The following is a 17,444-nucleotide window of genomic DNA, read 5'->3' as shown; positions in this document are numbered from 1 at the left end:
TCAATACTCTCCTTTTTCATTAAGCCTGTTGAGGCGGGCCAGGAAAACTTTATGTTTTGCCGGAGTGAAAGTGGCTGAAGCATCAGCTCGCATTGATGCATCCACCTTTAATCCTGTTTCGTCGATAATGCTCTTATATGCTGCTGGAATTACAGGAGTACGGACTTCGGTTTGTCGGACTACAGCTGTGCGTAATATTTTCATTGCCGCCTCAAGCCCGTATGGTGCGCAAAGAAAAGGAGCCAGAGCGTCAGTGAGTGCATCACCATGCTCGCTCATGAAGTTTTCAGTTGCGCTTGTAACACAGCTTTCCAGCACGATCTGGTGAGCATAAAGACCGTCCCGGGCGGCGCAGTTAATCTGCCATTCGAGGAGTGCAAGACGCTCACGAAGATTCTCAAGCTTGCTGGCATGTGCTGCAGGTTTTTCTTCAGTATCCAGCAGAGCCGCCAGACGAAGCTGGCTGGTACTTTGCACATTACGTAGTGTCAGCCAGCTTTTTATCGCCGCTCGGTAGTCGTTGAGAGCTTCCTGAGTAATGGTTCCGGTATTCATCCCTTCTCACCCCCTTTAACCATGTCACGCTGTTTAAGCATCCGGGAACGCGCTGCAGGGCTGGGTGATTGTCTGGCATCCTGGAGGGCTTTATCGTCCGCATAAATGCTAATCCCCGGTAGGGCCATATCATCCGTTGAAGATACGTTATAGGACAGTGCCGGAGCGGTGAGTTGCTCGCTGATAAATTGCTTCAGCACACTTTCGGGGTCGTTTACGGTATGAACTACGCCGATAACGGAAGAAGCGCTTCGCCCCAGAGTCATTTTCAGCAACCCAAGGATCTGAATAAGTTTCTGGCCGTGTTCCTTCATAAACTCATTCCAGAGCCACACTGCATGAGTTTCAATCAGCCGGTTATGTTCGCTGATGTAACGGTTTGCAGCATCCGCAGTTTTCCAGGGCAGGAATTCATTTTCTGCGGCGTGAGCTGCAATCAATTCTTCGAACTCATCCAGCGTTTCGCGTCCCAGTGTGATTTCTGCCCGCAGTTTTTTCATTCGTGGCGTCATATTCCCCTGATTCTCACGAAACAGGTTTCGCCATTCATCATTAAGCGCCTGCGTCTCCGTTTTTGTATCTTCCTGACGTTTACGGATAGTTTCAGTCATTGCAGCGGCTTCGGTTTGTTTTCGCCGTTCTTCCTGCTAGACAGCTTTTGCTGCCTTAACTTTTTCCACCGCTTCGCGAATTTTCGGCGGCAGGGAGGGGGTAGTGTTTGCATCAGAGATCTGGTTAACAGTTGTCATGGCTGCTCCGGTAGTGTTTTGTTGTTGTGTCAATTGTGCCGGGGCCCATACAAGCGCACTACCGAGGAGGATTGTGTCAGTGACTGAACAATGATCTTGTTCTGGCTAGCCAGAGAAAGGTGTCATGTCTGATCTACACGCTTCCTTTAATACATACTATTCACTACTGTTCACTTCAATAAAAATATAGTAAATACATGTCGTTAAGTGGTGTAGTGTTTTAATCAAGGTGGTCATCTACTGTTCATGACTGTTCACAGAGATAAATTTAAACTTATATTTGTTTTTCATATAAATCGCGATATTTATTTCAGTTTATTACTGGATTTTTTCTCCTCACCACTATTCACAAGTATTCAACACTATTCAATATACAGGATAAAATTTGTTTTATGTCTATTTGAAAATTCAACATTTAACCTCTCTACACTCTGTTGCATTTCAGGAAAATATTCATAAAAATGAATCTATCTGATGCTCATTAAACACATCCGGATACATGCGGAAGGAAGAGGGTAATTTAATTTCTTTAGTCATTGGCTTGATTGATACATATGATGAGCTGTTTATTTTTTGGTCGTTTTTGGCTCTTTTATTCATCAGGTATTGTCTTCGTACTTATGATGTAACGCCCGGAATGATATGGTCTGGTTCATAATTGAGTTGTGATCCTGCCTGGTGTAATAGACTTTTTTATTTTTGATGCTCCTTATTATATTCCATAAAAGAATGTTTTGTTTTTGTCCGTTTCATACGGTTTTTAGCTGTTTTATTTTTTGAGAAATCAATACTTCACTCCAAATAAATAAAGCATGCGCGAGCCGCTTATATAAACATAATAAGGAGCTACCTGAATCCGGATGGAATTGCCCGGACTGTTGTAAACATATTAGAGAGGTAGCCAGATGAATAGTATTTCCGTTTCCACCCCGGCACCAGCTGCTCCGGTGCTCCCGGTTCCGGCTCAGCAGGAGCGCTTCATACGATTACCTGAAGTGATGCACCTTTGCGGGCTATCCCGTTCAACCATCTACGACCTTATCAGCCGCGATGCCTTCCCGCAGCAGATATCCCTAGGTGGAAAAAATGTGGCCTGGGTACAGTCGGAGGTCAGTGCATGGATGGCGGCGCGAATTGCTGCCCGCGAGCAAGGAGGCCATGCGTGAAACTGGCTTTGCAGTCTCATCTCCTTTTTTCTGGCTTGCGTCCTGATATCTTTTCCAGGTATAGTTTTTCCGCTGCCGCAAAATCGGCAGCCGGGATTTGCAGCCCGTGTAACTTATTGGCGACACAGCACGCGTCGAGCGTGTTTTTTTATGTCGTTGCTCAGGCACACCTATTTTTCGGGCTGCGGTGCTTACACCGTGGCTCCTGTCAGATAATGGTGGTCCGGGCGGGGCAGCCTTCGGGCTGGCCGGTTTCCAATAAGGCCGGTACTGCAAACCCCGTCCGGGCCATCACCCATGAGATTTGCAGCTCTGGTGGTGGCAATAACCGCTACTTATTGGAGATTGCCCTTATGGCTACGATCCTCGCCCCATCACATCCTCAATTTATCTTTGTTTTTGCCGCCGTTCGTCGTGCAGAACGTAAACCACGTATCAGTATGCTGCGTATTGTCGCCAGCGATGAGTATCATGCGCGTCTTTCACTGGTCCATGAATATGTGCTTTGCCTTGCTGCTCGCCTGCCTGTCCGGGAGGTGATGTGATGAATCACGCCGAAATCTCTTATGACGATATTGTCCGCCTGAAGCATCTTCGTAACGTGGGTGAGTTTGTCACCGGAATGGCTGTTCTTCAGGATTGCTACGAAAAACCTGCCGGTGCTCAATGTGAGCAACTGGTTTCCCTGATTTATCTGATGACAGAGCAGCTTGATGGCGTGGTACAGCGTTGCCAGGATGACCTGATGAACATGGAGGTGGTGCAATGAAATCACGCACTCTTTCCCTTTCACTTCGGGTGGCTTTATATCGCCGTGCGGTTGCCTGCGCCTGGCTGAGTGTCTGCCATCAGCAAAACCACCACCTGCAGCTCACTCTGGAGGAAATTGAAACCGCTATTGCCCATGAGCTTGAAGGATTTTATCTGCGACAACACGGGCAAACAAAAGGCATGGAAATCGCCTGCGCCCTGCTTTCAGACCTGATGGAATCCGGCCCTCTAATGTCCTGTCCCGCACTCTCCCAACTCGGAATAGCCGTAATGGATGAGTTATGCGTCCGTCACATCAAAAAGCCGGTTTTACACTGAGGGAGAACTGCATCATGTCAGGAATGAAAGTCAGTCAGGCCGTGAAGGCTGCCCGCGGTCACTGGGCTCAGCTTCTGCCAGCGCTGGGTGTGAATATATTGAAAAATCGCCATCAGCCTTGTCCGGTCTGTGGCGGTAAAGATCGTTTTCGCTTCGACGATCAGGAAGGACGCGGAACATGGTTCTGCAATCAGTGTGGAGCCGGGGATGGTTTAGCGCTTGTCACCAAGGCACTGAATGTGGATATCAGTGAAGCAGCTGACAGGATACATGGACTGACACATAGTCTGTCTATAGCTACTTCCGAAGTCAGGACGTTAACCGCCGATACCGATAGTGGGAAAGATGCAGCGGCAGCACTTGCCGCGCGACTGCTGCAAGCCTCGCGTGAATCTGCCGGAAACACTTATCTTACACATAAAGGTTTCCCGGAGCATATTTGCCATGAGCTGACTTCAGGCCATAAAACCGGTGGGGTGATGTTCCGCCCCGGTGATTTGATCGTCCCGCTCTATAACGCTGACGGGGAGCTGGTGAATATTCAGCTTATCAGTGGCAATGGTAGCAAGTGTTTTCTTAAAGGAGGTCAGGTTAAGGAGGCCTATCATCTGATAGAAGGGGGCGGAAGTTCAGTAAGAAGGATGTGGATTGCGGAAGGCTACGCCACGGCGCTTACCATTCATCATCTGACAGGAGAAGCCGTCATGGTGGCATTTTCGGCGGTCAACTTTCTTTCTCTGACCAGCGTTGCCCATAATAAGTATCCGGGGTATCAGCTAATTATTGCAGCGGACCGCGATCTGAATGGTTCAGGCCAGAACAGGGCTGAAACTGCTGCAAAAGCGTGTCAGTGTGACATTGTGCTGCCACCGGTTTTTGGTGACTGGAATGATGCGCTTGTCCATTACGGAGAGGAATCCACCCGGAAGGCAATTCTTGAGGCTTTGAAGCCACATAATGCCAGTCCTTTCGACACGATGAGTGAAGCAGAATTCACAGCGATGAGTGTCAGCGAAAAAGCTCAGAGGGTTCGGGAGCATTACAGGGATGCACTGGCGGTTGATCCGAACGGGCAGCTTTTATCCCGCTATGAGTCTGGAGCGTGGAAAGTGATTTCTCAGTCTGATTTTGCCCGAGATATCGCAGTCCTTTTCCAGCGCCTCGGTGCACCGTTTTCCTCAGGAAAGATTGCCTCACTGGTGGAAACATTAAAGTTAATTGTTCCGCAGCAGCAAAATCCGGCACGTCATCTGATCGGTTTTCGTAATGGCGTCCTCGATACGCGAACAGGGCTGTTTAGTCCGCACTGTAAAGAGAACTGGCTGCGTACCCTGTGTGAAGTCGATTTCACGCCACCGGTAAATGGGGAAACGCTTGAAACTCATGCCCCGGCATTCTGGCGCTGGCTGGACAGGGCCGCCGGGCACAACCCAGCAAAACGCGACATTATTCTCGCAGCGCTATTTATGGTGCTGGCGAACCGCTATGACTGGCAGCTCTTTCTTGAAGTGACTGGCCCTGGCGGAAGTGGTAAAAGTATCCTGGCTGAAATTGCAACCATGCTTGCAGGAGAGGATAACGCCACCTCAGCGACAATTGAAACTCTGGAGTCCCCGCGAGAACGTGCGGCTCTGATCGGTTTTTCTCTTATTCGCCTGCCTGATCAGGAGAAGTGGAGCGGCGATGGCGCCGGGCTTAAGGCTATAACCGGTGGCGATGCAGTATCTGTGGACCCCAAATATCAGAATGCTTATTCAACACATATTCCGGCGGTTATCCTGGCCGTAAATAATAATCCTATGCGCTTCACTGATCGCAGTGGTGGTGTGTCCCGCCGGAGAGTTATTCTTCATTTTCCTGAGCAGATAGCACCGGAAGAACGCGATCCGCAGCTAAAAGATAAAATTGCACGAGAACTTGCTGTGATTGTTCGCCAGCTCATGCAGCGTTTCAGCGATCCGATGAGCGCCAGAACATTGCTTCAGTCGCAGCAGAATTCTGATGAGGCTCTCACCATCAAGCGTGATGCTGATCCAGCATTTGATTTTTGTGGCTATCTTGAGGCATTACCTGACACCAACGGCATGTTTATGGGGAACGCCAATATTGTCCCACGCCAGCAACGTACGTACCTTTACCATGCCTATCTCGTATACATGGAAGCCAATGGCTATAAAAACACGCTGAGTCTGACCATGTTTGGCAAGGGGTTGCCGTTGATGCTGAAAGAGTATGGGCTTCATTACGAGAAGCGGCGGACCAATCAAGGAATGCAGACAAACCTTACTCTCAAAGAGGAAAGTAATGCAGACTGGTTACCTAAATGTGATGGTAAGACAACAAGTTAGCTAGGTGGGAATAACTCAAGTAGATACAAGGCCCGAGTTTCGGGCCTTGTTTAGTTACTGACTATATATTACTTTAAATATTTTCATAAAGAATTGACTTTATGTTCCTAGCATCAATTCCGTAGTTTTCTAAATTACCGCATTTCTTTTCGTTACTATATAGAGCAACTAGCCATTTTGCATCAGGTAAAATGCTTTGTGATATTTTCTTAAAGTATTCACCATCAACTTCAGAAAGTGAATGCCCATAGACATGCACCTCATTGACATTTCTTAGTGATAAGAAATAATCACTTTCATCGGAGATTATTTCGTTTACTGGTTTGAATGTAGCACCGAAATATCTATCAATATAGCTATATGCTTCCGCTATCCTAATGTCTTGGTCAGGGCCTGCACCCTTGTTAATTGGTCCGGCGGGGGTAAAGGCATGACCGAGTTCTAGAAAATCATCATGTAGGCAATTACCATGAATATGTTTAATGTTAATGTCTTTAATATGATATATTTGTTGCAATGTATTTGTGTAATTAAATGTAAAATATAAACTTTCTGTAGGAATTGGTGGTATAAATTCGCTTGGTTTTAGTGCTGGAGTTAAATCAATACTTTTAATCCAGTCTGCGAATTTTTCTTTAAGTCGCTCGGACAGTAACTCTGTGGTTTGTTCAACCTCATACTGAAAATCATGATTACTTGCATCTGTCCATTCATCTGAGCCGGGTGAAACTAAAAACATCGAATTTTCATCAAGTACTTGTTCATAATCAATATCGCCTAATGCGCTTTCAAGTTCATTCCATAGATCGCCTACTGGTAGATAACTTTCAATTGCATTAAATAGGTCCCTATCATTTTTTTGAACATAAATTTTAAAATGTTTATATCCAGTAGGCAGGTTGTGTCTTATATCAAAACCATTTCCAATAATATAAAGTCGCATTTTTGTCCCGCAATGAGATTCTAAAACTGCCAATCTGTATGTAGTGATACAGTAAAATGAGGATGAATTCCCTAAATTTTTTATGAAGATGCCCTGCCAGAACTAGTCTCGATCAGAAGTGTGAACTTAGTCAATTTTATCAGTCAAGTCACGCAGTTAGTTGACAAAATGCTCTGCTAAATGATGGTTTTTGAATTTCCGTGAGATAGTGTACAGTTTACCGTTCACTATTCATTTGGTGTTCTTATATATATTACTGATAATTAATGAGAAAATCAGGTGGTGAACAGTGTGAGTGGTTTTCTCAAGAAAAACTGTTTTCAATGTACGATGAGATGAGCGAAATTTGAACGCTTTCGCCAATGTGTATAGCTATGTGTATAGAATTATTTTCCAAAAAAGATAAATCATTTAAAAACATAATGTTACCTTAACCTTCTTACTCCTGTGATCTCCGCCAAAAATTCATATAATTAAATTTCCCAATTATTCTTTCTTAAAGCATATAATATATTTATAACTATCTCTTAGGAAGTGTTATATGAACATATTATTTGGCATGGAAACAAAAGATATAATTATGACAGCAGCAGTTATAGTCGGCCCTGTTCTTGCTGTTCAAATACAAAAAACATTAGAGCAATTCAGAGAAAGAAAACAAAGCCGCTTATCAATTTTTAGAACTCTAATGTCTACCAGAGCTCAAAGATTACATAGAGAACATGTGCAAGCATTAAATATGATCGATTTGGAATTCTATGGAAGAAAAATCCCAATAATAAAAATTAGATATCAAACCAAGAAAGAACAAACTGTAACTCATGCCTGGAAAAGTTATAACAGCCATCTAAACAAAATACATGACTATCCAGATATTAACATTTGGGTATCCAAATCCGATGATCTCTTTACTGATTTACTGTACGCTCTTTCTCAAGCGATGAATTACGATTTTGATAAAGTACAATTACAAAGAGACTGTTATAGGCCAATTGCTCATGGCGATTTAGAAACAACACAAGCAAATATCTTAAAAGGGCTAGAAAAAGTTTTCTCTGGCGATACAGCCTTACCGATGTTTATAACTAATGCCCCCCTAAATAAAGCTAACCAGAATGATGAGGTCGTTCCTGAAACTACAACTGATTTCAATACAGAAACACGCTGATATGTTCATGCTTTCGGTGAGATACCCTTAGCTCGCAAAGCCTCCCTCGCCAGCTCTTTCAACCAGCTGGCGAGACTCACCCCTTCTTCTGCCGCCACAGCATCCAGCTGTTCTTTCAATGCCGGATCAATACGCATCTTAAACTGCGGAGACTGCCCACCGCCTTTTGGTTTTTTTTCGCGCGAAATGATTGACATGAGGCCACCTATCCATTTAATCTCATACACATATAGGAGGCCACCTAAACCTCCTGTACTAGCAACGCCCCGATGTGCGGGAACACAACCGGAGCGTCTAACCTCACCAACTATCAAGGAGTTGATTATGGCTGATTCGCATTCTACCCCAGACACTGACCAATCCGGAACCGAGCGTTCGTTAATTGTGGGATACCGCCCGAATGTTTTCGACAAATCCACGCCCAATATCATTCTGTCCGGCAAGTGGCTGCGCGCCGCGGGCTTTGATACCGGACAGCAGGTCACGGTCAAGGTGATGAAGGGTTGCATCGTTCTGGTGGCGTATAACGAGCAAGAGCAGCGGTTGCAGGACGATTATAAACGGACGAAAGCAAAGCTCGTTGAGATAGAGAATGCACTCGCAGCGATTCAAATTCAGCATCCTGGAAAGCGCCTCGTAAAATCAAATACAAATCACCTGGCTTAGCGGCTGTTTCTGGCATACTACGACATCAACCTTATGACGCGGAGGCAGCATGACATATGAAGAATTAATTAATTCACCAGCCGGTGAGTTTGTCATGTTTGCCAGCAAGGATGGAAAAGTTCGCATTGAATGCCGCTTCGAAAGCGATACGTTGTGGCTGTCACAGGCAACAATCTGTGAGTTATATGGCAAAGCCAAAGCAACGATCAGCGGGCATATCAAGAATATTTTTGATGAGGGTGAGCTGGTTGAAAATTCAGTTGTTCGGTTTTACCGAACAACTGCCAGCGATGGTAAAGTATATAACGTTCAATATTTTAGCCTGCCCGTCATTCTCGCCATCGGCTATCGAGTCCGCTCCACGCGAGGTACACAGTTCCGTCAGTGGGCCACCCAAACGCTGCAAGAATACCTGGTTAAAGGCTTCGTTATGGACGACGAGCGACTTAAAAACCCGCCTGTCGGATCGTCTGCCGTACCTGACTATTTCGATGAAATGCTGGAACGCATTCGCGATATACGGGCCAGCGAACGCCGGGTCTATCTCCGCGTAAGGGAGATTTTTGCATTAGCCGCTGATTATCAGCCATCACTCAAAGAAACCACGCAATTCTTCCAGACCATCCAGAATAAACTGCATTTTGCCTGCACGGGTCTTACCGCTGCTGAGTTGATTCACCAGCGTGCGGACGCCACGCAACCGCATATGGGGCTGACCAGCTATAAAGGCGAAGAAGTCCGTAAAAGCGATGTCACCACTGCAAAAAATTATCTGTCTCAGGATGAGGTCAGCGAGCTTAATCGCGTCGTTAATATGTGGCTCGACTTTGCCGAAGATCAGGCCAAACGCCGCAAGCAGGTATTTTTACGAGACTGGCAAACCAAGCTCGATCAGTTCCTGCAATTTAACGACCGGGACGTTTTAGAAGGCGCAGGAAAAATCAGCAAGAAAGCGGCTGATGAAAAGGCGTGCTCAGAATACATTGAGTATGAAAAGAAGCAGCGCCTGATAAAAGAAGCCGAAGGTGAGAAAGATATCATCGGCTTATTAAAATGGGATAAGCAGGCTAAGCGCTAATCCCGATTCAACCGCATATGCAATAACGGAAACGGATTCCCCTGCCCGTCCACTTCCGAGCGCCCGACCTGCTCAAACCCCATATGGCGATAAAACGCGACGCCCTGCGGATTCTGCTCATTCACGTCCACTTCGTTCGCGCCGAACGCTGCGATGGCGTGTTGCAGCAGCAATTTCCCGACGCCCTTACCCCGGCTCGCATCGTCAACAAACAGCATTTCAATGCGGTTTTCATCCACACCTAAAAAGCCGTGAATAATGCCTGCATCATCGCGAGCAATCACGATCTTGAGATTAGGCAGATAGGCATTGAGCAATAGCGGGCGCAGCGCCGCGATATCGCTTTCCTGTAAAAAGTGATGGGTGGCACGGACGGAGGATTCCCAGATCGCAACCAGACGTTCGAAGTGTGTGGGGAGTGCGGTTTCTATTTTCATGGGGGGATCATGTGCGGTTTAGGACGTTAATTCAAGTCACTCCTTGCGCTCTGTTCCCCCTCACCCTAGCCCTCTCCCTCAGGGAGAGGGAACTGACCGTGCGGTTTTTCATACCCTACCCTGATCTCCATCACCGCATACACCCCGTCCTTCGGCACGACCACGGTGACGTTTTCCACCGGCACGCCTGCCGCCAAATGAATATCCTGCAGCTGCTGTAGCGTCCTCGGGTGGATATCCTCCCAGCCGATACCGCGCAGCACAAAGTCAATCTGCGGGCTGCTGGTCAGCATGTTGGAGACAATCACCGCCCCGCCGGGCTTGACCAGCCGCAGCGCGCGCTGGAGAAAAATCACCGCATCGGCATCGTTGAAGTATTCGAAAATCCCCAGCGCGTCGACCAGCTCGGCCTGATGCTCGCCCAGCTCCAGCAGCAGGTCCTCGTTACGCACCAGCGTGTGCACCAGGTTGCGCCGGAGCAACGTCAGCTGTTCGCCCACCACAATGCCTTCCTGCGCCGCCATGGTTTCGGCCCAGCTGAGCGCCACGGGGTCTTTATCCACCAGCGTCAGATAGACCTGCTGGCCATCGAGCTTTGCTTCGCGCAGCGCCTCCAGCACCGGGATGGCGGCGCCGCTCGCGAGGCTGACCCAGTTGTTCTCGCTTTCGTTGTGAATGTACTTCTCCACCAGCGCGGCCAGTACCCGGGCGCGGGAACGCACGCCGATGGCATCGTTCGCGTGGATAAACCACTGGCGGCTGTCGCTGTCCATCTTTGTGCCGTCCGGCAGGCGATCCTCCAGCGGGTTTTGCACCACAAACAGCGCCAGCGCGGAGGGCACCAGCCGGGTGCGCCATGCGGCAAGCGCCGGACGGTTGCGAAAGGCCTGTTCGGAATAGCGGTTCTGCGGGACGAGCACGGCCTGCCCCCCTTCTTCGTACTCAACCAGCGGAGGGCGGAGTCCGGGCTCGGCTTTCAGCGCCCGATCGATCGCAGCGATTTCACGGGCAGCATCGTCTTTCATCGGCCACTGGTCGCTGACGTCGGGAAAGGACGCGCTGAAAATCGTCATATTTTCCGGTGTATTGCCGCGAAATGGCTGCCAGTTCATGTCGTCTTCCCTCCGTAGGGCTTTTAACGGAAGTCTATCCAGGCGAGCCCGTAATACCCTACGAAGAAAGCACGATCTTTACTGCTTCACCCACACCAGCTGGTCAACCCGGAAGCCCAGGCTGCGGGCGGTGTTCAGGTAATCCTGCTTCACCGCGTCCGGGATGGTCGGCGTGCGTGACAAAATCCACAGGTAATCGCGGTTCGGGCCGCTGACCAGCGCGTACTGGTACTTGTCGTCCAGCCTGATCACGTTATACCCGCCGTAGAACGGGCCGAAGAAGGAGACCTTCAGCGCGGCCGTGGTCGGCTCGCCGGTGAAGTACGCTTTCCCCTCGCTCTCGTTCCACTTGTTTTTCACCGGATCGAAGCCCCGGTTCAGCACGCTGATCCCGCCGTCGCTGCGCTTGCCGTAGGTGGCGGTCACCTGCTCCAGACCGCGTTCAAAGCGGTTTTCCAGGCGCGCGACTTCGTACCATTTGCCGAGATAGCGGCTGGCGTCAAAACCGGATATCGGCTGCACGCCTTTCGGCGGCGTAGGGGATTTACAGGCGACCAGCGTCAGGGCAATGGCAACACCGGTCACAACAGGCCATAGCTTCATGAGAATTCCTTTCATTTGCACGGTTGGATGTTAAGTGTAGTGCACCGTTTCGGCGCTTCATCCCGTTCGGGAAAATTCGTAGTATATTGAGAGTATTCCTCCACTCTGGACACGGACATGGCTTACTCCATCGGCGAATTCGCCAGACTCAGCGGCATTACCGCCACCACCCTTCGGGCGTGGCAGCGTCGCTATGGTTTACTCAAGCCACAGCGCACGGAAGGCGGCCACCGCCAGTACAGCGATGCGGACGTCCAGCAGGCGCTGAAAATCCTCGACTGGGTCAAAAAAGGCGTCCCGATTGGCCAGGTTAAACCGCTGCTGGAACGCCCTATGCCGGGGCGGACCAACAACTGGCAAACCCTGCAGCAGAACATGCTGCAACGCCTGCAGGACGGCAAAGTCGAGTCCCTGCGCCAGATGATTTACGACGCCGGACGCGAGTACCCAAGGCCGGAGCTGGTCGCGAACGTGCTGCGTCCGCTGCGCAGCCAGGTCTCGGCTAACGTCGCCGCCGCCATGACCCTGCGCGCGATCCTCGACGGCATCATCATCGCCTACACCTCGTTTTGCCTTGAGGGCGATAAAAAAGCGCCGGGCGACAACATTCTCCTCAGCGGCTGGCACCTCAACGACCCGTGCGAGATCTGGCTCGAAGCCTTAGCGCGCACCGGGCAGGGCCACCGAATCGACATCCTGCCGGTTCCCCCCGACGCGCTGGCACCGGAAATTTTCCCGGAGCGTAAATGGCTTTTGGTCACCAGCGGCAAGCTCACCGCCGGGCGGAAAAAACAGCTTGAGCAGTGGCAGCAGCAGGTATCGCTTGAAGTGATTATCCTCTGATCATTTTCTGCTGTGGGAATCTTCACGAAAAGTTGAATATTTTCCCGCGCCGCAGATGCTAACGTTTTCCTGTGACGAACAACTCCACAGGAAAACACCATGAAAAAAACTGCCCCTCTGCTGTTCCTGGCCTCGATGGCCTTTGCCCCTGCTGCCTTTAGCGCCCCTGTCGGCACGCTAAGCGTCCACATTCTCGACCAGCAAACCGGGATGCCGCCATCCGACGTGACCGTTACGCTGGAGAAGCAACAGCAGGATAAATGGACCCCGGTTGCCAGCGGCAAAACCGACCGCGACGGACGCATCAAATCGCTCTATCCGCAGGACCAGGACATGCAGCCCGGCGTGTATAAAGTGACCTTCAAAACCGCAGAGTACTTCCACGGCAAAAAGCTGGAGACCTTCTTCCCGGAGATCCCGGTGCTGTTTACCGTTACCCGCACCAACGAAAAGCTGCACATCCCGCTTCTGCTGAGCCAGTACGGTTACTCAACCTATAAGGGCAGTTAAGCCGCATTGATTTTAAAGGAATAAAAAAAATAGTTCTGCGAATACTTGGACAAATTAGTCATGTTGTGTAAGTTTTAATTATATGAACGGGAGGACCACACCATGACAACGAAACCTGTGCTCGGTATTAGCGGATGTTTGACCGGATCCGCCGTACGCTTTGACGGCGGACACAAGCGTATGGGCTTCGTCATGGATGAGCTGGCCCAGTGGGTGAATTTCCGCCCCGTCTGCCCGGAAATGGCGATAGGTCTGCCGACGCCTCGCCCGGCGCTGCGTCTGATCGTGACGGACCGCGGTGAAACCCAGATGCGGTTCAGCCACGCGCCTCACGAGGACGTTACGCAGAAGATGGCGGACTTTACCGCAGACTTCTTGCCGAAAATCGGCGATCTCGCCGGTTTTATCGTCTGCGCAAAATCCCCAAGCTGCGGCATGGAACGCGTGCGGCTGTATGATGAAAACGGCAACCGGGGCCGCAAGGAGGGGGTCGGGCTGTTCACCGCCGCCCTTCTTGAAACCTGGCCGTGGCTACCCGTGGAGGAGGATGGACGCCTGCACGACCCGGTGCTGCGGGAAAACTTCGTCGAGCGCGTTTTTGCGCTGCATGAGCTGAACACGATTCGCGCCAACGGCCTGACCCGCCGCGCGCTGCTGGACTTTCACAGCCGCTACAAGCTTCAGCTGCTGGCGCACCATCAGGCGGGCTACCGCGAAATCGGCCCGTTCGTTGCCACGCTGCACGAGTGGGAAGATCTGGACGCCTTCTTCGTGGCGTACCGGGAAAAGCTGATGACCATTCTGAAAAAACCGGCTTCGCGGAAGAACCACACCAACGTGCTGATGCATATTCAAGGATACTTCCGTAACCAGCTGAACACCCGCCAGCGCGGCGAGCTGCGCGACGTGATCCTGCACTATCGCAACGGACAGTTGCCTATCCTTGCCCCGATCACGCTGCTGAAGCACTACCTGGCCGAATACCCCGACCGGTATCTGATGACGCAAAACTACTTTGATCCCTATCCTGATGATTTGGGTCTGCGTCTGGCAGTCAAGTGATGATAAAAATGCGAAGGCCCCATTGACCCTTAGAGGCCCAAAGCAGTACCCCGTTTAGACGACATCCTCACTGTCGTCTCTTTTTTGCATTTAACCTCAAAGACTGTGATTATATACAGGCTTATTCTGCAAAAAGGGGCCTGCCCGTGATCAACACCCTGCACATTCAAAACTACCGATCCATCCGCGAGATGTCGCTGGAGCTGGAGCAGCTCAACATCGTCTTCGGCCCAAACGGCACCGGGAAATCCAATATTTACAAGGCGATACACCTGATGCACAGCGCCGCCCAGGGGCAGTTCTCCCAGGCGCTGGCGAACGAGGGCGGCATCCTGAAGGTGTTCTGGGCGGGCAAAACCCGCAGCGACCAGCTGCGGCGGATGAATCTGGCGGTGGAAACAGAGACCTATGAATACGAGCTGCAGGTCGGGTTTGTAGAGAGGCTGCCCTATCCCTCGCAGTTTCAGCTCGACCCGGTGATCAAAGAGGAGTCCATCTGGCTGAGCGGCCAGCATCGACGCCCGTCGTCACAGCTGATGAAGCGTAAGAATCAGGCCGTGTTTCTGAATAACGTGCATCACGAGAAGGTGACCCACAGCGGCACGCTGTACGAGAACGAATCGGTATTCGGACAGCTCGGCGAACCGCATCTTTACCCGGAAGTGTCGCAGATGCGCGAGTCCCTGCGTAACTGGCGCTTTTATCATGAGTTTTCCGTCTCATCCGGCTCGGCGATGCGTGCCCCGCAGGTCGGGTTCCGTTCCCCGGTGCTGGCCAGCGACGGTGCCAACCTGGCGGCGGCGTTTCAGACCATCGTTGAGATTGGCGACGAGCTGCTGCTGATGCGCATCCTTGACCAGGCCTTCCCCGGCTGCGTGTTTTACAGCGACAACACCGGCGGGCGTTTTCGCATGATGATGCAGCGCGAGGGGCTGAGCAGGCCGCTGGAACCGGCGGAGTTCTCCGACGGCACCCTGCGCTTTCTGTGCCTGGCGGTGGCCTTGCTCAGCCCGCGCCCACCGGCGTTTATCGCGTTGAACGAACCGGAAAACAGCCTGCACCCGCAGATGCTGCCCGCGCTGGCGAGCTTAATCGCCGAGGCCAGCCGCTACTCGCAGATCTGGCTCACCAGCCACTCGCCGGAGCTGGCGAAGTTGATTGAGAAGCAGCGATCGTTTTCGCTGTACCAGCTGTCGATGGCGGAGGGGGAGACGAAGGTGGAGAGGCTGGGGTAAATGCCGGGTGGCGCTACGCTTTCCCGGCCTACAATCGAGCCCGAAACGTCTTTCGCCACTCCGCAGGACTTACCCCAAAACGCGCCTTAAACTGCTGCCTCCAGGTCACGGCGGAATGATATCCCACCAGCTCCGCCACGCTCTCGATGGGCATATTTCCGGCTTCAAGCAGGATCTGGCTGCGCCGCAGGCGTTCAGCGGTAAGCCAGTCGGCAACGCTCATCCCCGTGGCTTTAACAAAATGACGGGTCAGCGTGCGGCGGCTCATCGAAACGACTTCCGCCAGCGAGTCCAGGCTATGCGGTTCGGTAATGTGCTGCTGCAGGTAGTCGATCAGGCAGTTAATGCGTCCGTCCCGGGTATCTTTCGGTACCGGCTGAGCAATGAACTGCGCCTGACCGCCCTCGCGGTGCGGCGGCACAATCATCCGCCGGGCAATCTGGTTGGCGACTACGCTGCCAAAGCGCTGGCGAATGATGTACAGGCAGCAGTCCAGCGCGGCGGCGGTACCGGCAGAGGTGATGATATTGCCGTCATCCACGTAGAGAGCGTTGATATCCAGCCGAACGTTTGGGAAGAGCGACTGGAACTGATGTTCGAATTCCCAGTGGGTGGCTGCTCGTTTGCCGTCGAGGATCCCCGCATAGGCCAGCACAAACGACCCCAGGCATAGCCCGACGATCTCCGCGCCGCTGTCTCTTGCCTGCACCAGGCCGTCGAGCAGCGCCTGAGGCGGCCGTTCCAGGACGTGCTGCCAGTAAGGCACGACAACGATATCGGCCTGCCCGAGGGCAGAATAATCCTGCGTGGCGATGAGCGCGAACCCGTCTTTTGAGGTCAACAAGCCTGGCTTTTCGGCGCAGATCGTTACGTTAAAGCGCTTTTCGCCGGAGACGGAATCGCCAAACAGAATGCAGGGAACGGAGTAGTGGAACGGGCTGAACCCGTCTACCGCGACAATCGCGACGTTGATTAGCGACATCTGTCTCTCCTTTCCCTTTAACGCACTCAGAATATAACGGTTTCGCCATCCTGGGGAATGCTCACCGCGTCACTCACCTGATTGGCTTCAACGTACTCACGCAGCGCGCTACGGGTCAGCAGGCAGTGGTTAATCGCCTCCATATGGCTCGCCACAATGTTGGCCTGCGGCAGCAGGAAATGGACGTTGAGCACATCCTCCTGGCCCATAATGATGGGCCCAAAACCAATGACGTGGGCATAGCCCGCGTTCAGCACCACAACATCCGGCTGATGTTTTTGCATATCGGCCGCCACCTCATCGCGCCAGATCGTATCTCCTGCAAGATAGAGCGTCTTCTCATCGGTATGACGCAGCACCACGCCGCAGGCCTCGCCCAGCCGCTCCGCCAGTTCGGGCACGGCGTAAGCGCGATCGGTACCGTGCTGGCCGCCGTGGGTTTTCGTAATCTGAATATCGCCGAAGAAGGTCGCGTCGGTCATGACCGTCAGGTTGCTAAACCCCTGGCTGCGCAGCAGCGCGGCGTCACGATCGTTTTGCACGTAGATCGGTTTGTCTTTGGCGATCAGCTCTACCGCTGCGCGATCCCAGTGATCGTCATGGGTGTGGGTGACAATCACCGCGTCGGCGTCCAGCAGCGTGTTGACGTCAACGGGGAGTTCGACCGTCGGGTTGCGGCGTTCGGCATGCGCCGTACCGGGGAAGCCCGGATAAGCGCCCTTTGGCGCCAGCATTGGGTCGATTAAAAGACGTTTGCCGGCGTAGGTAATCAGCTGGGTGGCGTTGCGAATGTGGGTAATGTTCATGGGCTATCCTCCGGTTGGTGTGATAAGGAGGATAGCCCGACGTCGCAGGTCACGCTGTGGGTTAAAGGGCGATTACCGATGGAATCGGGCCA

The 17,444-nt window shown here is 51.6% G+C and carries 21 protein-coding genes; 12 read left to right on the top strand and 9 right to left on the bottom strand.

All coding sequences use genetic code 11. The annotated features are described in order from the left end of the window. Positions 1 to 555: a phage polarity suppression protein gene (locus tag FY206_RS00405; protein ID WP_077064263.1), complete on the bottom strand. Its 555-nt coding sequence runs from the start codon at positions 553 to 555 to the stop codon at positions 1 to 3. Next, positions 552 to 1,166 carry a phage polarity suppression protein gene (locus tag FY206_RS00400; protein WP_243144148.1) on the bottom strand — a complete coding sequence of 205 codons (615 nt, stop codon included), beginning with the start codon at positions 1,164 to 1,166 and terminating at the stop codon, positions 552 to 554. The genes FY206_RS00405 and FY206_RS00400 overlap by 4 nt, the downstream gene beginning before the upstream one ends. A gap of 1,043 nt (positions 1,167 to 2,209) precedes the next feature. Between FY206_RS00400 and FY206_RS00390 the strand changes: the two genes are divergently transcribed. The 5 genes from FY206_RS00390 to FY206_RS00370 are packed head-to-tail and all read left to right on the top strand — an operon-like array spanning position 2,210 to position 5,907. Then, complete coding sequence (locus FY206_RS00390) at positions 2,210 to 2,470, top strand: helix-turn-helix transcriptional regulator (RefSeq protein WP_001084853.1); 261 nt, start codon at positions 2,210 to 2,212, stop codon at positions 2,468 to 2,470. Next, positions 2,467 to 3,015 carry a host cell division inhibitor Icd-like protein gene (locus FY206_RS00385; protein ID WP_077064265.1) on the top strand — a complete coding sequence of 183 codons (549 nt, stop codon included), beginning with the start codon at positions 2,467 to 2,469 and terminating at the stop codon, positions 3,013 to 3,015. The genes FY206_RS00390 and FY206_RS00385 overlap by 4 nt, the downstream gene beginning before the upstream one ends. Continuing rightward, on the top strand, positions 3,015 to 3,239 hold the full coding sequence (locus FY206_RS00380; RefSeq protein WP_063200565.1) for a hypothetical protein: 225 nt from the start codon (positions 3,015 to 3,017) through the stop codon (positions 3,237 to 3,239). The genes FY206_RS00385 and FY206_RS00380 overlap by 1 nt, the downstream gene beginning before the upstream one ends. Next, a complete protein-coding gene (locus FY206_RS00375; protein ID WP_063200568.1) occupies positions 3,236 to 3,559 on the top strand; it encodes a DUF5375 family protein in 324 nt (107 codons plus the stop codon). Before FY206_RS00380 ends, FY206_RS00375 begins: the two co-directional genes overlap by 4 nt. A 14-nt stretch (positions 3,560 to 3,573) precedes the next feature. Next, positions 3,574 to 5,907: a primase-helicase zinc-binding domain-containing protein gene (locus tag FY206_RS00370; RefSeq protein WP_077064266.1), complete on the top strand. Its 2,334-nt coding sequence runs from the start codon at positions 3,574 to 3,576 to the stop codon at positions 5,905 to 5,907. 73 nt (positions 5,908 to 5,980) lie between these two features. Here the strand turns inward: FY206_RS00370 and FY206_RS00365 are convergent, their stop codons facing one another. Then, positions 5,981 to 6,850 carry a bacteriophage abortive infection AbiH family protein gene (locus FY206_RS00365; RefSeq protein ID WP_077064267.1) on the bottom strand — a complete coding sequence of 290 codons (870 nt, stop codon included), beginning with the start codon at positions 6,848 to 6,850 and terminating at the stop codon, positions 5,981 to 5,983. A 541-nt stretch (positions 6,851 to 7,391) separates the two neighbouring features. Here FY206_RS00365 and FY206_RS00360 point away from each other — a divergent pair. Next, positions 7,392 to 8,018 (top strand): DUF6680 family protein, encoded by a 627-nt coding sequence (locus tag FY206_RS00360; protein WP_050488840.1) that lies wholly within the window; start codon positions 7,392 to 7,394, stop codon positions 8,016 to 8,018. 5 nt (positions 8,019 to 8,023) lie between these two features. Here the strand turns inward: FY206_RS00360 and FY206_RS00355 are convergent, their stop codons facing one another. Then, a complete protein-coding gene (locus FY206_RS00355; protein ID WP_032644386.1) occupies positions 8,024 to 8,215 on the bottom strand; it encodes a toxin-antitoxin system HicB family antitoxin in 192 nt (63 codons plus the stop codon). Positions 8,216 to 8,342: 127 nt separating this feature from the next. On the opposite strand from FY206_RS00355, the gene FY206_RS00350 reads away from it, so the two are divergent. Together FY206_RS00350 and FY206_RS00345 are read left to right on the top strand one after the other, a co-directional pair. Continuing rightward, the gene (locus FY206_RS00350) at positions 8,343 to 8,684 is read left to right on the top strand and encodes a SymE family type I addiction module toxin (protein ID WP_032644385.1); all 342 of its coding nucleotides are present in this window, start codon (positions 8,343 to 8,345) and stop codon (positions 8,682 to 8,684) included. Positions 8,685 to 8,733: 49 nt separating this feature from the next. Then, positions 8,734 to 9,762 (top strand): virulence RhuM family protein, encoded by a 1,029-nt coding sequence (locus FY206_RS00345; RefSeq protein ID WP_032644384.1) that lies wholly within the window; start codon positions 8,734 to 8,736, stop codon positions 9,760 to 9,762. On the opposite strand, the gene FY206_RS00340 is transcribed toward FY206_RS00345, so the two are convergent. The 3 genes from FY206_RS00340 to FY206_RS00330 form a co-directional block, all read right to left on the bottom strand. After that, positions 9,759 to 10,199 (bottom strand): acetyltransferase, encoded by a 441-nt coding sequence (locus FY206_RS00340; RefSeq protein WP_032644383.1) that lies wholly within the window; start codon positions 10,197 to 10,199, stop codon positions 9,759 to 9,761. The two genes, FY206_RS00345 and FY206_RS00340, sit on opposite strands and share 4 nt — an antisense overlap. Before the next feature lie 65 nt (positions 10,200 to 10,264). Continuing rightward, positions 10,265 to 11,311, bottom strand: coding sequence for a class I SAM-dependent methyltransferase (locus tag FY206_RS00335; RefSeq protein ID WP_032644382.1), 1,047 nt, complete (start codon positions 11,309 to 11,311; stop codon positions 10,265 to 10,267). A 78-nt stretch (positions 11,312 to 11,389) separates the two neighbouring features. After that, positions 11,390 to 11,914 carry a lipocalin family protein gene (locus FY206_RS00330; RefSeq protein ID WP_032644381.1) on the bottom strand — a complete coding sequence of 175 codons (525 nt, stop codon included), beginning with the start codon at positions 11,912 to 11,914 and terminating at the stop codon, positions 11,390 to 11,392. Positions 11,915 to 12,031: 117 nt separating this feature from the next. On the opposite strand from FY206_RS00330, the gene FY206_RS00325 reads away from it, so the two are divergent. From FY206_RS00325 to FY206_RS00310, 4 genes are all read left to right on the top strand, one after another. Continuing rightward, positions 12,032 to 12,757 carry a MerR family transcriptional regulator gene (locus tag FY206_RS00325; protein WP_032644380.1) on the top strand — a complete coding sequence of 242 codons (726 nt, stop codon included), beginning with the start codon at positions 12,032 to 12,034 and terminating at the stop codon, positions 12,755 to 12,757. 99 nt (positions 12,758 to 12,856) lie between these two features. Next, positions 12,857 to 13,267: a hydroxyisourate hydrolase gene (gene uraH, locus FY206_RS00320; protein ID WP_032644379.1), complete on the top strand. Its 411-nt coding sequence runs from the start codon at positions 12,857 to 12,859 to the stop codon at positions 13,265 to 13,267. Positions 13,268 to 13,369: 102 nt separating this feature from the next. Then, on the top strand, positions 13,370 to 14,329 hold the full coding sequence (locus FY206_RS00315) for a YbgA family protein (protein WP_032644378.1): 960 nt from the start codon (positions 13,370 to 13,372) through the stop codon (positions 14,327 to 14,329). A gap of 146 nt (positions 14,330 to 14,475) precedes the next feature. After that, positions 14,476 to 15,564, top strand: coding sequence for an AAA family ATPase (locus FY206_RS00310; RefSeq protein ID WP_014881952.1), 1,089 nt, complete (start codon positions 14,476 to 14,478; stop codon positions 15,562 to 15,564). Positions 15,565 to 15,592: 28 nt separating this feature from the next. On the opposite strand, the gene FY206_RS00305 is transcribed toward FY206_RS00310, so the two are convergent. Both FY206_RS00305 and FY206_RS00300 read right to left on the bottom strand, forming a co-directional pair. Then, a complete protein-coding gene (locus FY206_RS00305; RefSeq protein ID WP_032644377.1) occupies positions 15,593 to 16,546 on the bottom strand; it encodes a GlxA family transcriptional regulator in 954 nt (317 codons plus the stop codon). 26 nt (positions 16,547 to 16,572) lie between these two features. Beyond that, the gene (locus FY206_RS00300; protein ID WP_032644376.1) at positions 16,573 to 17,352 is read right to left on the bottom strand and encodes an MBL fold metallo-hydrolase; all 780 of its coding nucleotides are present in this window, start codon (positions 17,350 to 17,352) and stop codon (positions 16,573 to 16,575) included. Between the last annotated feature and the right edge of the window lie 92 nt (positions 17,353 to 17,444).

The organism is Enterobacter chengduensis, from assembly GCF_001984825.2.
In the GTDB taxonomy this organism is placed as follows: Bacteria; Pseudomonadota; Gammaproteobacteria; order Enterobacterales; family Enterobacteriaceae; genus Enterobacter; species Enterobacter chengduensis.
Note: the sequence above shows the minus strand (reverse complement) of the source record. Positions and strands in the feature narration are given on the sequence as shown.

Excerpts from the sequence above, each read along its gene's own strand:
- FY206_RS00370 (WP_077064266.1), top strand. The coding sequence starts at position 3,574 with ATGTCAGGAATGAAAGTCAGTCAGGCCGTGAAGGCTGCCCGCGGTCAC.
- FY206_RS00330 (WP_032644381.1), bottom strand. The coding sequence starts at position 11,914 with ATGAAGCTATGGCCTGTTGTGACCGGTGTTGCCATTGCCCTGACGCTG.
- FY206_RS00400 (WP_243144148.1), bottom strand. The coding sequence starts at position 1,166 with ATGACTGAAACTATCCGTAAACGTCAGGAAGATACAAAAACGGAGACG.
- FY206_RS00345 (WP_032644384.1), top strand. The coding sequence starts at position 8,734 with ATGACATATGAAGAATTAATTAATTCACCAGCCGGTGAGTTTGTCATG.
- FY206_RS00350 (WP_032644385.1), top strand. The coding sequence starts at position 8,343 with ATGGCTGATTCGCATTCTACCCCAGACACTGACCAATCCGGAACCGAG.
- uraH (WP_032644379.1), top strand. The coding sequence starts at position 12,857 with ATGAAAAAAACTGCCCCTCTGCTGTTCCTGGCCTCGATGGCCTTTGCC.
- FY206_RS00405 (WP_077064263.1), bottom strand. The coding sequence starts at position 555 with ATGAATACCGGAACCATTACTCAGGAAGCTCTCAACGACTACCGAGCG.
- FY206_RS00365 (WP_077064267.1), bottom strand. The coding sequence starts at position 6,850 with ATGCGACTTTATATTATTGGAAATGGTTTTGATATAAGACACAACCTG.
- FY206_RS00390 (WP_001084853.1), top strand. The coding sequence starts at position 2,210 with ATGAATAGTATTTCCGTTTCCACCCCGGCACCAGCTGCTCCGGTGCTC.
- FY206_RS00305 (WP_032644377.1), bottom strand. The coding sequence starts at position 16,546 with ATGTCGCTAATCAACGTCGCGATTGTCGCGGTAGACGGGTTCAGCCCG.
- FY206_RS00325 (WP_032644380.1), top strand. The coding sequence starts at position 12,032 with ATGGCTTACTCCATCGGCGAATTCGCCAGACTCAGCGGCATTACCGCC.
- FY206_RS00380 (WP_063200565.1), top strand. The coding sequence starts at position 3,015 with ATGAATCACGCCGAAATCTCTTATGACGATATTGTCCGCCTGAAGCAT.
- FY206_RS00300 (WP_032644376.1), bottom strand. The coding sequence starts at position 17,352 with ATGAACATTACCCACATTCGCAACGCCACCCAGCTGATTACCTACGCC.
- FY206_RS00355 (WP_032644386.1), bottom strand. The coding sequence starts at position 8,215 with ATGTCAATCATTTCGCGCGAAAAAAAACCAAAAGGCGGTGGGCAGTCT.
- FY206_RS00375 (WP_063200568.1), top strand. The coding sequence starts at position 3,236 with ATGAAATCACGCACTCTTTCCCTTTCACTTCGGGTGGCTTTATATCGC.
- FY206_RS00360 (WP_050488840.1), top strand. The coding sequence starts at position 7,392 with ATGAACATATTATTTGGCATGGAAACAAAAGATATAATTATGACAGCA.
- FY206_RS00335 (WP_032644382.1), bottom strand. The coding sequence starts at position 11,311 with ATGAACTGGCAGCCATTTCGCGGCAATACACCGGAAAATATGACGATT.
- FY206_RS00315 (WP_032644378.1), top strand. The coding sequence starts at position 13,370 with ATGACAACGAAACCTGTGCTCGGTATTAGCGGATGTTTGACCGGATCC.
- FY206_RS00340 (WP_032644383.1), bottom strand. The coding sequence starts at position 10,199 with ATGAAAATAGAAACCGCACTCCCCACACACTTCGAACGTCTGGTTGCG.